This is a genomic window from Streptomyces sp. NBC_00239, from assembly GCF_036194065.1.
Classification (GTDB): Bacteria; Actinomycetota; Actinomycetes; order Streptomycetales; family Streptomycetaceae; genus Streptomyces.
Genome location: NZ_CP108095.1, coordinates 2,597,194 through 2,608,997, shown reverse-complemented (window position 1 = coordinate 2,608,997; position 11,804 = coordinate 2,597,194). Strand labels below are relative to the sequence as shown.

At 72.5% G+C, this 11,804-nt stretch carries 10 protein-coding genes; 4 read left to right on the top strand and 6 right to left on the bottom strand.

Annotated elements, in window-relative coordinates; translation table 11 throughout:
- Nucleotides 1-17: 17 nt before the first annotated feature.
- The 4 genes from rlmN to OG764_RS11260 all read left to right on the top strand — a co-directional run bounded on the left by rlmN (nt 18) and on the right by OG764_RS11260 (nt 5,243).
- A complete protein-coding gene (gene rlmN, locus OG764_RS11275) occupies nt 18-1,133 on the top strand; it encodes a 23S rRNA (adenine(2503)-C(2))-methyltransferase RlmN (RefSeq protein ID WP_328968292.1) in 1,116 nt (371 codons plus the stop codon).
- A 242-nt stretch (nt 1,134-1,375) separates the two neighbouring features.
- Nucleotides 1,376-2,476 (top strand): thiamine ABC transporter substrate-binding protein, encoded by a 1,101-nt coding sequence (locus OG764_RS11270; protein WP_328968291.1) that lies wholly within the window; start codon nt 1,376-1,378, stop codon nt 2,474-2,476.
- A 68-nt stretch (nt 2,477-2,544) separates the two neighbouring features.
- Entirely contained in the window at nt 2,545-4,161 is a 1,617-nt protein-coding gene (locus OG764_RS11265) for an ABC transporter permease (RefSeq protein ID WP_328972950.1), read from the top strand.
- Nucleotides 4,161-5,243, top strand: coding sequence for an ABC transporter ATP-binding protein (locus OG764_RS11260; protein WP_328968290.1), 1,083 nt, complete (start codon nt 4,161-4,163; stop codon nt 5,241-5,243). Before OG764_RS11265 ends, OG764_RS11260 begins: the two co-directional genes overlap by 1 nt.
- A gap of 330 nt (nt 5,244-5,573) precedes the next feature.
- Here the strand turns inward: OG764_RS11260 and OG764_RS11255 are convergent, their stop codons facing one another.
- The 6 genes from OG764_RS11255 to OG764_RS11230 form a co-directional block, all read right to left on the bottom strand.
- Nucleotides 5,574-6,485: a hypothetical protein gene (locus OG764_RS11255; RefSeq protein WP_328968289.1), complete on the bottom strand. Its 912-nt coding sequence runs from the start codon at nt 6,483-6,485 to the stop codon at nt 5,574-5,576.
- A 148-nt stretch (nt 6,486-6,633) separates the two neighbouring features.
- Nucleotides 6,634-7,743 (bottom strand): LOG family protein, encoded by a 1,110-nt coding sequence (locus OG764_RS11250; RefSeq protein ID WP_328968288.1) that lies wholly within the window; start codon nt 7,741-7,743, stop codon nt 6,634-6,636.
- Nucleotides 7,744-7,778: 35 nt separating this feature from the next.
- On the bottom strand, nt 7,779-8,846 hold the full coding sequence (locus OG764_RS11245; RefSeq protein ID WP_328968287.1) for a hypothetical protein: 1,068 nt from the start codon (nt 8,844-8,846) through the stop codon (nt 7,779-7,781).
- On the bottom strand, nt 8,828-9,574 hold the full coding sequence (locus tag OG764_RS11240; RefSeq protein WP_328968286.1) for an ABC transporter ATP-binding protein: 747 nt from the start codon (nt 9,572-9,574) through the stop codon (nt 8,828-8,830). Before OG764_RS11240 ends, OG764_RS11245 begins: the two co-directional genes overlap by 19 nt.
- Before the next feature lie 288 nt (nt 9,575-9,862).
- Complete coding sequence (locus tag OG764_RS11235; protein WP_328968285.1) at nt 9,863-11,242, bottom strand: aspartate aminotransferase family protein; 1,380 nt, start codon at nt 11,240-11,242, stop codon at nt 9,863-9,865.
- A complete protein-coding gene (locus OG764_RS11230; protein ID WP_328968284.1) occupies nt 11,227-11,730 on the bottom strand; it encodes an Lrp/AsnC family transcriptional regulator in 504 nt (167 codons plus the stop codon). The genes OG764_RS11235 and OG764_RS11230 overlap by 16 nt, the downstream gene beginning before the upstream one ends.
- Between the last annotated feature and the right edge of the window lie 74 nt (nt 11,731-11,804).

Below are 11,804 nucleotides of genomic sequence, written 5' to 3'. Positions count from 1 at the left end.
TACCGAGGAGTACCTTCATGGCCCCCCGTCCCGTCCCGGGCGAGCTCACCTTTGTCGCGCCCCGCGGAGCCAAGAAGCCCCCGCGCCACCTGGCCGACCTGTCGCCCACCGAGCGCCGCGAGGCCGTGGCCGAGATCGGCGAGAAGCCGTTCCGCGCCAAGCAGCTCTCCCAGCACTACTTCGCGCGCTACGCGCACGACCCGGCCGAGTGGACCGACATCCCGGCCGGGTCCCGCGAGAAGCTCCGCGAGGCACTGCTCCCCGACCTGATGTCCGTCATGCGGCACATCTCGTGCGACGACGACACCACTCGCAAGACCCTGTGGAAGCTGCACGACGGCACGCTCGTCGAGTCCGTCCTGATGCGCTACCCCGACCGGGTCACCATGTGCATCTCCTCGCAGGCCGGCTGCGGCATGAACTGCCCGTTCTGCGCCACCGGCCAGGCGGGCCTGGACCGCAACCTGTCCACCGCCGAGATCGTGCACCAGATCGTCGACGGCATGCGCGCCCTGCGCGACGGCGAGGTCCCCGGCGGCCCGGCGCGTCTGTCCAACATCGTCTTCATGGGCATGGGCGAGCCGCTCGCCAACTACAAGCGGGTCGTCGGCGCCATCCGCCGCCTCACCGACCCCGAGCCCGACGGCCTGGGCCTGTCGCAGCGCGGGATCACGGTGTCCACCGTCGGCCTGGTCCCGGCCATGCTGCGCTTCGCCGACGAGGGCTTCAAGTGCCGCCTCGCCGTCTCGCTGCACGCCCCCGACGACGAGCTGCGCGACACCCTCGTGCCCGTGAACACCCGCTGGAAGGTCCGCGAGGTCCTCGATGCGGCCTGGGAGTACGCCGAGAAGTCCGGCCGCCGGATCTCCATCGAGTACGCCCTGATCCGCGACATCAACGACCAGGCCTGGCGCGGCGACCTGCTCGGCCGCCTCCTCAAGGGCAAGCGCGTCCACGTCAACCTGATCCCGCTGAACCCGACCCCGGGCTCCAAGTGGACGGCCTCCCGTCCCGAGGACGAGCGCGCCTTCGTCGACGCCATCGCCCGCCACGGCGTGCCGGTCACCGTCCGCGACACCCGCGGCCAGGAGATCGACGGAGCCTGCGGACAGCTGGCCGCCAGCGAGCGCTGAGGGCTGGTTCGGGCCCGGGGTACGCTGGGCCCGAACCAACTGCATATTCCGACAGGGGAGCGCCACAGCGCTGAGAGTGCGGGAACCGTCAGTCCCGCAGACCCTCTGAACCTCGCCCAGGTCATTCTGGGTAGGAAGTTCGGTCAACACACCTCAAGCTGTTGCGCCCTGCCCGGCGTCCGCTCTCCAGAGCGCCGGTGCGGGGCCGCGTCTTCTCCTGGTCAACCCAGGAGGAATGTTCCGTGAGCACCACCCAGAAGATGGCGGGCACCGCGCTCGCCGTGGCCCTCGCCGCCGTCGGTCTCGCCGCGTGCGGGAGTGACAGCGAGGAGAAGCCCGGCGCCGCCGGCGACGCGCCGAAGCAGAAGACCGTCACGCTCGTCACGCACGACTCCTTCGCGACCTCTCCGGCCGTGCTGAAGGCGTTCGAGAAGGAGAGCGGCTACACGGTCAAGGTCCTCAAGAGCGGCGACGCCGGCGCGGCGCTCAACCAGGAGATCCTCACCAAGGGATCGCCGCGCGGCGACGTCTTCTTCGGCGTCGACAACACCCTGCTCTCCCGCGCGCTCGACCACGGCATCTTCACGCCGTACGAGGCGAAGGGCCTGGCCGAGGTCCCCGAGCAGTACCAGCTCGACAAGGCGCAGCACCGGGTCACGCCCGTCGACTCCGGCGACATCTGCGTCAACTACGACAAGAAGTACTTCGCGGACAAGAAGCTCGCCCCGCCGCAGACCCTGGACGACCTGGTGAAGCCGGCGTACAAGGACCTGCTCGTCGTCGAGAACGCCGCGACCTCCTCGCCCGGCCTCGGCTTCCTGCTCGCCACTGTCGGCAAGTACGGCGACCAGGGCTGGGAGACGTACTGGGGCAAGCTGAAGGCCAACGGCGTCGAGGTCGTCGACGGCTGGGAGCAGGCCTACAACGACCGCTTCTCCGGCTCCGCGGGCGGCAAGAAGGCCAAGGGTGACCGGCCGCTGGTCGTCTCGTACGCCTCCAGCCCGCCGGTCGAGGTGCTGTACGCGCAGCCGCAGCCCAAGGAGGCGCCGACCGGCGTCGCCACCGGCACCTGCTTCCGCCAGACCGAGTTCGCGGGTCTGCTGGACGGCGCGAAGAACGAGGCCGGCGGCAAGGCGCTCCTCGACTTCCTGATCGGCAAGAAGTTCCAGGAGGACATGCCGCTCACCATGTTCGTGAACCCGGTCGTCAAGGGCGCCGCGCTGCCCGAGCTGTTCACGAAGCACGGGGTGGTCGTCGACAAGCCGGAGACCGTCCCTGCGGACCGGATCGCCGAGAACCGCGAGCAGTGGGTCAAGGCATGGACCTCGCTCGTCCTGAAGTAGCGCGCCGGGACAGCCCGAAGGAGGAGCGTGCGGCGGGCGGCCGGGACACGGCCGCCCGGCTGGCCCTGATGGCCCTGCCGCTCGTCTTCTTCGGGCTGTTCTTCGCGTACCCCGTGGCCGCCATCACCGGCCGCGGGCTCAAGACCGGGAGCGGATGGCAGTTCGGGCGGATCGGCGAGGTGCTCGCCCGCCCGGACATCGCCGACGTGCTGTGGTTCACCACCTGGCAGGCGCTGGCCTCCACCGCGCTGACCCTGCTGGTCGCGCTGCCGGGCGCGTACGTCTTCGCGCGGTTCGAGTTCCCCGGCAAGCAGCTGCTGCGGGCCGTGGTCACGGTCCCCTTCGTGCTGCCGACCGTCGTGGTGGGCACCGCCTTCCTGGCGCTGGTCGGCCGGGGCGGACTGCTCGACGAACTGTGGGGCGTACGGCTGGACACCACGGTGTGGGCCATCCTGCTCGCCCACGTCTTCTTCAACTACGCCGTGGTGGTCCGCACCGTCGGCGGGCTGTGGGCGCAGCTCGACCCGCGGCAGGAGGAGGCCGCGCGGGTGCTCGGCGCCGGCCGGTTCGCCGCGTGGCGGCGGGTGACGCTGCCCGCGCTCGGCCCCGCGGTGGCCGCCGCCGCGCTGATGGTCTTCCTCTTCACGTTCAGCTCCTTCGGCGTCGTCCAGATCCTCGGCGGACCGGCGTACGCCACCCTCGAGGTGGAGGTCTACCGGCAGACCGCGCAGCTCCTCGACCTGCCCACGGCCGCCGTGCTGACCCTCGTGCAGTTCGCCGCGGTCGGCGCGATCCTGGCCGTGCACGCCCGGACCGTGCGCCGGCGCGAGAGCGCGCTGCGGCTGGTGGACCCGGCGCGGACCGCGCACCGGGTCCGCGGCGCCGGGCAGCGGGCCCTGCTGGGCGGGGTGCTGCTGACGGTCTTCCTGCTGATCCTGCTGCCCATCGGCGTCCTGGTGGAACGGTCCTTCGACGCCGCCGGCGGATACGGACTGGACTACTACCGGGCGCTCCAGGACGAGGGAGCGGGCGGCGGGACGTTCCTCGTGCCGCCGCTGGAGGCGATCTGGAACTCCCTGGAGTACGCGCTCGCCGCCACCGCCATCGCCCTGCTGATCGGCGGGCTCGCGGCCGCCGCCCTCACCCGGCGCGCCGGCCGGCTGGTACGCGGCTTCGACGCGCTGCTGATGCTGCCGCTGGGCGTGTCCGCGGTGACCGTCGGCTTCGGCTTCCTGATCACCCTCGACGAGCCGCCGCTGGACCTTCGCACCTCGTGGATCCTGGTGCCGCTGGCCCAGGCGCTCGTCGGGGTGCCCTTCGTGGTGCGCACCATGCTGCCCGTGCTGCGGGCCGTGGACGGCCGGCTGCGGGAGGCGGCGGCGGTGCTCGGAGCGTCGCCGCTGCGCGCGTGGCGCGAGGTGGACCTGCCGCTGGTACGGCGGGCCCTGCTGGTCGCCGCCGGGTTCGCCTTCGCCGTCTCGCTCGGGGAGTTCGGCGCGACCGTCTTCATCGCGCGGCCCGACCGGCCGACCCTCCCGGTGGCCGTGGCACGGCTGCTGGGCCGGGCCGGCGAACTCAACTACGGGCAGGCGATGGCGCTCAGCACCATCCTGATGCTGGTGTGCGCGGTGTCCCTGCTGGTGCTGGACCGCCTGCGCCCCGACCGAACCTCCGGAGAATTCTGATGACGCTGCTGGAACTCGACGGGGTCACCGTCCGCTTCGGGGACCGGCCCGTGGTCGACTCCGTCGGCCTGTCGGTGGCCGAGCACGAGATCGTGTGCGTGCTCGGGCCCAGCGGCAGCGGCAAATCGACCCTGCTGCGGGTGGTGGCCGGGCTGCAGCGGCCGGCCGCCGGCCGGGTGCTGCTGGGGGGTACGGACCAGGCTTCCGTACCCGTGCACCGGCGCGGGGTCGGCCTGATGTTCCAGGACCACCAGCTGTTCCCGCAGCGCGACGTCGGCGGGAACGTGGCGTTCGGGCTGCGCATGCACGGGGTCGGGCGGGCCGGACGCGAGCGGCGGGTCGCGGAGCTGCTGGAGCTGGTCGGGCTGCCGGGCGCGCAGCGGCGCGCGGTCTCCGCCCTGTCGGGCGGCGAGCAGCAGCGGGTGGCGCTGGCCCGGGCGCTGGCCCCGAGGCCGCGCCTGCTGATGCTCGACGAGCCGCTCGGGCAGCTGGACCGGGGGCTGCGGGAGCGGCTCGTGGTGGAACTGCGCGGGCTGTTCGCACGGCTGGGCACGACCGTGCTCGCCGTCACCCACGACCAGGGGGAGGCGTTCGCGCTCGCCGACCGGGTGGTGGTGATGAGGGACGGGCGGATCGCCCAGGCAGGCACCCCGCTGGAGGTGTGGCAGCGGCCGGCGTCCGAATTCGTGGCCCGCTTCCTGGGCTTCGACAACGTGGTGCCGGGGGTTGTGTCGGACGGGGTCGCGGAGACGCCGTGGGGGCGGATTCCGGTGCCCTCGGGCACGCCGGACGGGGACTGCCGGGTGTTGGTGCGGCCGGGTGGGGTCCTGCTGGGGCCGGGCCAGGGCCGGCCGGGTTCGGGAGCCGGGGAGGGCGTGCCGGCGCACGGATCCGGGGAGGGGCTGGCGTGCACGGTGGAGTCCCGGACGTTCCGGGGGACGCACGTGGCGGTGGCGTTGCGGGTGGGGGAGGGGCGGCCCGGGCTGGAGGCGGAGTGTTCTCTGGAGGGGGCGCCGGGGGTGGGGGAGCGGGTTGTCGTGCGGTTTGGTGGGGCGGGGGTTGTGGTCCTGCCGGTGGGGTAGCGGGGGGTGTTTTTCCCCACCCCGCCCCTTCCCGAACCGCGTGGCGGCGCGGGCCGCCCGGGGCTGCGCCCCGGGACCCCGCTTCGGGGGCTCCGCCCCCGGGCCCCCGCGCCTCAAACGCCGGCGGGGCTGGATTCCCCCGGGCTCCTGCGCTTCGAACGCCGGCGGGGCTGGATTCCCCCGGGCTCCTGCGCTTCGAACGCCGGCGGGGCTGGATTCCCCCGGGCTCCTGCGCTTCGAACGCCGGCGGGGCTGGATTCCCCCGGGCTCCTGCGCTTCGAACGCCGGCGGGGCTGGATTCCCCCGGGCTCCCGCGCCTCGAAGGCCGGCTCAGACGCCGGTCAGGGTGGGGGCGGGTTCCGGGGTGGGGGTTTCCGGGGTGTCGTGGGTGCCGAACCAGGCGACGGCCACTGCGCCGGTGACGGCCAGGGCGAAGCCTAGGACGGCGAGCCAGGCGTAGCCGGGGCGGGAGGCGTCGCCCAGGGCGAGGACGCCGATGGCGCCCGGGAGGACCGTTTCGCCGACGACCAGGGCTGCGGTGGCGCCGTTGACCGAGCCGATCTGGAGGGCGACCGTGTGCAGGTACATGCCGCCGACGCCGGCCAGCACGATCGCGTAGAGCGCCGGGTCGGTGAGCAGCTTCACGGGGTCGAAGGGGTCGATGCCGCCCAGGATCCGGACGCCGACGCCGAGGGCGCCGAAGCCGAGGCCGGAGAGCAGGCCGGCCAGGATCGCGGCGCGGGAGCCGAGCAGTCGGACGGCGAGGGTGCCGCCGGCCATCAGCAGCACGGTGATCGCGAGCAGCCACCAGTGCGTGGACATCGGGGCGTGGGTGTCGCCCTCGTGGCCCGCCGCGGTGGCCAGGAGCACCAGCGCCAGGCAGACCGTCGCGATGGACGACCATTCCCTGCGGGTCAGCCGGATGCCGAGCATCTTCACGCTGAGCACCGCGGTGATGACCAGGTTGGCGCTGATGACGGTCTGGGAGAGGAAGAGGGGCAGCAGGCGGGCGGCCAGCGCGCCGAGGCCGAAACCGATGAAGTCGAGGACGGTGCCGACGATGAACTCCCAGGTCATCGCCGCCTTCGCGGTCGAGGACAGGCTGGGTCCGCCGTGCTGGGTCCGCTGGTCGGCGTTGGCCGCCTCGCGGCGGGCGGACTTGCGGGACCCGACGGCTTGCAGGACGGATCCCGTGCCGTAGCAGATCGATGCCGCGATGGCGGTCAGCAGGCCTATGAGCACCGGAGGGCTCCGTTCACGTCTGGCAGGTTGGGCGGTACCTCTGCCAGACGTGAGAAGGAGCCCTTGAGTTGCCTCGAAGTCGGTCCGAAGTTGCCTCGGAGTCGATTGATTCGTCCCGAATGGGCCCGGACGGGTGGCCGGAGCGGGGTCAGGAGAGGGCGGCGAGGGCGGCCGGGACCTCGTCCACGGAGTCGACCAGGGCGATCCGCGACTCCATGGGCCGGCCCACGGCCAGCGCCTGGAGGAGCGGCCAGGCGGGCAGGCGCTCCGTCCAGTGGGCGCGGTCCACCAGCACCATCGGGGTGGGCTCGCCCCGCGACCCGTAGTAGTTCGGGGTCGCGTTGTCGAAGATCTCCTGGACGGTGCCGGCCGCGCCCGGCAGGAACACGACACCGGCGTTCGAACGGGCCAGCAGGCCGTCCTCGCGGGTCGCGTTGGCGAAGTACTTGGCGATGTGGCCGGCGAACGCGTTCGGCGGCTCGTGGCCGTAGAACCAGGTGGGGATGCCCACCGAGTCGCCGCCGCCCGGCCAGAGCTTGCGCACCTCGAAGGCGCCGTCCGCCCACGCGGTGACCGACGGGGCGAAGGACGGCGTCGCGGCCAGGTGGCCCAATGCGTCAGGGAGCGCGGCGTCGTCGAAGGGCGCCAGGTAGGCGCCGAGGTTGGCGGCCTCCATCGCGCCGGGGCCGCCGCCGGTGGCCACCGTGAGCCCCGTACGGGCCAGGGTGCGGCCGAGCAGGGCCGCGCCCGCGTACGGTTCGCCGCCGCGGGCCATGGAGTGCCCGCCCATCACGCCGACGACCCGGTGCCCCGCCAGGTGCTCGTCCAGGGCGTCCGAGATCGCGTCGTCGTGGATGGCGCGCAGCATCGACGAGAAGACGTCGCCGTCGGCCTTGGTCTCCTGGAACCAGCCGTACGCGAGGGCGTCGGGCGTGGCGTCGTAGCCGGCGGACAGGCCGTCGAAGAGTTCCTCGGGGGTGTAGAGGAGACCGCGGTACGGGTTGAACGGCAGGTCGGGGATGGGCGGGAAGACGAGGGCGCCGTCGCCGCGGACCTTGGTCGCAGCGTCGGGCTGCATGGGGCAGCCGAGGAACACGGCGGCCGAGGTGTCCGCCGAGAGCAGGGCGAAGGTGCGCTCCAGCAGGTTCACGGACTGGATGCGGTAGCCGCTCAGCGAGCCGCGTGCCGCCACCTGGTCGAATTCGGCGAGGGTCTCGATCTCGTTGTCTGGCGTGTCTGCGCTGTCTCGGTTGGCCACCCGGTCACCCTACGGCGCGGCCTCCGGGGCGCCCCCTAGCGGGTCACGGCGAGCGTGGCCAGGCGGGCGACCGCCCAGGTCAGAGGGGCGCAGCCGAGCAGGAGGGCCGTGATGCGCAGGGCGGCCGCGGTCCGCAGCACCGGGCTCGGGGCGCCCAGGTCCGCCAGCGTCTCCCGGGTCGCGGCCCGGGCCTGTCGGGCCTCGACGGCCGTCACCAGCAGCGTGGCCGCCGCGCACAGGGCGACCAGCGCGGCCGCGGGAGCGGTCAGCGGTCCGAGGGGCGCCTCGACGCGTCCCTGGAGGGCGGGCACGGTGAGCCCTGCCGCGGCGACCGCGCACAGCACGCCGAGCGGCGGGCCCAGCCGGGAGGCCTCCTCTTGCAGGGCCCGGCCGGCCAGCAGCCGCGCCGCGCCCGGCCGCAGCAGCTGGACCAGGGCGCCGCTGCCGTGCACGACGGCCGGTCCGGCCAGTGCCAGTCCGGCCGCGGTCAGGGACCAGCCGGTCAGGGTGCCCGCGGTCTGCGGGCCCGCGTAGGTGAGCACCGCGAGCCCGGCGGCGAGCAGGGCCACGCCCCAGGGCAGCAGCTCCTGCGGGGACCTGGCGGTCCGCGGCCGCAGCGCGAGCGCGGCCGCGAGGGCTCCGGCGAGCGGGACCAGGGCCAGCAGGGTGAGGGCGGCGGGCAGCGGGAAGGGCCGGCCCGCGTGCAGCAGCCGGGCCGCGGCCCCGTCGAACGGCAGCCCGGCGATGTCACCGCGCAGGTGCAGGAAGAGCAGCAGGGCGACGGAGCTGCCGAGGGCGCAGGCGACGGCGGTCGAGATCGCCGCGACCACGCTGAGCCGTACGGGTCCCAGGCCCATCGCGGACAGGCCCTCGCGGGTCACGGTGGCGGGGTCGGTGCGCGCCACGGCGACCGCGAACCGCACGGTGAGGACGAGCGGCACCAGGCACCACAGCAGCCGGGGCGCGGAGCCCTCGGGGCGGGCCACGGCCCCGGCCAGGATGGCCAGGAGCAGGAAGCCGGTGCCGGCCGAGGCGGCGGCGACCAGCAGCCGGCGGAGCTGGACGAGCGGGCGGGAGCCGCGGGCTAGGCGGAGAGCGAGCACTCGGCGTGGCCTTCCGCGTCGGCGGGGGGAACGGCGCCGGCGGGGGCGGCGGCGCCGGCCAGGCGACCGTCGGTCAGGGCCACCCGGCGGTCGGCGTGCGCGGCGCTCTCCTCGTCGTGGGTGGCGAGGACCACGGTGATGTCGTGGGAGCGCGCGGCGGTGGTCAGGGTGCGCAGCAGCTGGGCGCGTTCGGCGCGGTGCAGGGGCGCGGTGGGCTCGTCGGCGAAGACCACGGCGGGCCGGCCGACCAGGGCCCGGGCCAGGGCGACCCGCTGGGCCTCGGCCTGGTCGAGGGCGCCGGGGCGGCGACGGGCGTGGGCGCCGATGTCGAGCCGGTCCAGCCATTCGGTGGCGGCACGCTTGGCGCTGCGGTGCGAGGCGCCGGCCAGCAGGAGCGGCAGGGCGGCGTTCTCCCACACGTTGAGTTCGGGGATCAGCTGGGGTTCGGGGCCGATCCAGCCGAACCGGTCGCGGCGCAGCCGCTCGCGTACGAGGGGGCCCAGCGTGTGGACGGGGATGCTGTTGAACCAGACCTCGCCCTCGTCGGGCCGCAGCTGCCCGGACAGGCAGCGCAGCAGGGTGGTCTTTCCGCTGCCGCGGGGGCCGGTGAGGGCGAGGATCTCGGCTGTCCGGACGCTGACGGAGACGGCGGTCAGCGCGGGCGAGCCACGGTGGGAGTGGTGCAGGGCGTGTGCCCAGAGCACATCGTTGTCCGGCGGGGCCACCATGGCGTACACCTCGGTTCACATCGACTGCGGACCGGACTCGCTGCCCGGCTCCCCCGTCCGGGGGAACGAAGGCGAGGCCGATCGGTCACGAGGCACCGTAAGGAGACAGACCCGGGGAGTGGGGACAGCACACGGCCCGGACGCGCCCGTTCTCACTCGAACGGGCGTATCCGGGCCGTGTGGCATGACGGCGGTGAGGGTGGCCGTCATGGGCTCGTCGGGACCCGCAACGTCCCGGGGGGAGCCTGGCTCGTCAGGCCGGACAGGGGCCTGAGGAGGTGTGGGTGCTTACAGCTTGGTCCACGCCTCGGTGAGCACCGAGCGCAGGATGCCTTCGATCTCGTCGAAGGTGCCCTGGTCGGCGATCAGCGGCGGGGCCAGCTGGATGACCGGGTCGCCGCGGTCGTCGGCACGGCAGTAGAGGCCGTTCTCGAAGAGCGCCTTGGAGAGGAAGCCGTAGAGCACGCGCTCGGTCTCCTCGTCCGTGAAGGACTCCTTGGTGCTCTTGTCCTTGACGAGCTCGATGCCGTAGAAGAAGCCGTTGCCGCGGACGTCGCCGACGATCGGCAGGTCGTGCAGCTTCTTCAGGGTGTTGAAGAAGTTGCCCTCCTGGTCCAGCACGTGCTGGTTCAGGCCTTCCTTGTCGAAGATGTCGAGGTTGGCCAGCGCCACCGCGGAGGACACCGGGTGGCCGCCGAAGGTGTAGCCGTGCAGGAAGGTGTTGTCGCCCTTGTAGAAGGGCTCCGCGAGGCGGTCCGAGATGATGCAGGCGCCGATCGGGGAGTAGCCCGAGGTCATGCCCTTGGCGCAGGTGATCATGTCCGGCACGTAGTCGAACTTGTCACAGGCGAACATCGTGCCCAGACGGCCGAACGCGCAGATCGTCTCGTCCGAGACGAGCAGGACGTCGTACTGGTCGCAGATCTCGCGGACCCGCTGGAAGTACCCGGGCGGCGGCGGGAAGCAGCCGCCGGCGTTCTGCACCGGCTCCAGGAAGACGGCGGCGACGGTGTCGGCGCCCTCGAAGAGGATCTCCTGCTCGATCTGGTCGGCGCACCAGCGGCCGTAGGCCTCGGGGTCGTCGCCGTGGATCGGGGCGCGGTAGATGTTCGTGTTCGGCACCTTGTGCGCGCCGGGCACCAGCGGCTCGAAGGGGGCCTTCAGCGCCGGCAGGCCGGTGATGGAGAGGGCGCCCTGCGGGGTGCCGTGGTAGGCGACCGCACGCGAGATGACCTTGTACTTGGTGTGCTTGCCCTGCAGCTTGAAGTACTGCTTGGCGAGCTTCCACGCGGTCTCGACGGCCTCGCCGCCACCGGTGGTGAAGAAGACCTTGTTCAGGTCGCCCGGGGCGTAGTGCGCCAGACGCTCGGCGAGCTCCACGGCCTTGGGGTGGGCGTAGGACCAGATGGGGAAGAACGCGAGTTCCTGGGCCTGCTTGTAGGCGACCTCGGCCAGTTCCTTGCGGCCGTGACCGGCGTTGACCACGAACAGGCCGGCGAGGCCGTCGAGGTAGCGCTTGCCCTTGTCGTCCCAGATGTAGGTGCCCTCACCGCGCACGATGGTGGGCACGGGTGCGTTCTCGTAGGACGACATGCGGGTGAAGTGCATCCACAGGTGGTCGTACGCGGTTTTGGAGAGGTCCTGGCTCACGGTTATCGAGTTCCCCACATGTAGGTCTGCTTCTTCAGCTTCAGGTAAACGAAGCTTTCGGTGGAGCGCACGCCGGGGAGCGTACGGATCCGCTTGTTGATCGTCTCCAGAAGGTGGTCGTCGTCCTCGCAGACGATCTCCACCATCAGGTCGAACGAGCCTGCGGTCATCACCACGTACTCGCACTCGGCCATCGCGGTCAGTGCGTCGGCCACCGGATCGAGGTCGCCCTCGACGTTGATGCCCACCATCGCCTGGCGTCGCAGGCCCACGGTGAGGGGGTCGGTGACGGCGACGATCTGCATGACGCCCTGGTCGAGCAGTTTCTGCACGCGCTGGCGTACTGCAGCTTCCGACAGGCCGACGGCCTTGCCGATCGCTGCGTAGGGACGGCGACCGTCCTCCTGCAGTTGCTCGATGATCGCCAGGGACACAGCATCGACCGAAGGGGATGTCTGCCTGTTCCTGGAATCTGCGCTTCGACTGACCACGACCTCACTGTGCACGAGGACTCGACAGTTCCGCAACCCGAAAGCGATGAAATTCGTTGTTCGGAGGATCGGATCTCACTGATTTCGTA

Coding starts and splice junctions, on each gene's coding strand:
- rlmN (WP_328968292.1), top strand. CDS start 18: ATGGCCCCCCGTCCCGTCCCGGGCGAGCTCACCTTTGTCGCGCCCCGC.
- OG764_RS11265 (WP_328972950.1), top strand. CDS start 2,545: ATGGCCCTGCCGCTCGTCTTCTTCGGGCTGTTCTTCGCGTACCCCGTG.
- OG764_RS11260 (WP_328968290.1), top strand. CDS start 4,161: ATGACGCTGCTGGAACTCGACGGGGTCACCGTCCGCTTCGGGGACCGG.
- OG764_RS11240 (WP_328968286.1), bottom strand. CDS start 9,574: ATGGTGGCCCCGCCGGACAACGATGTGCTCTGGGCACACGCCCTGCAC.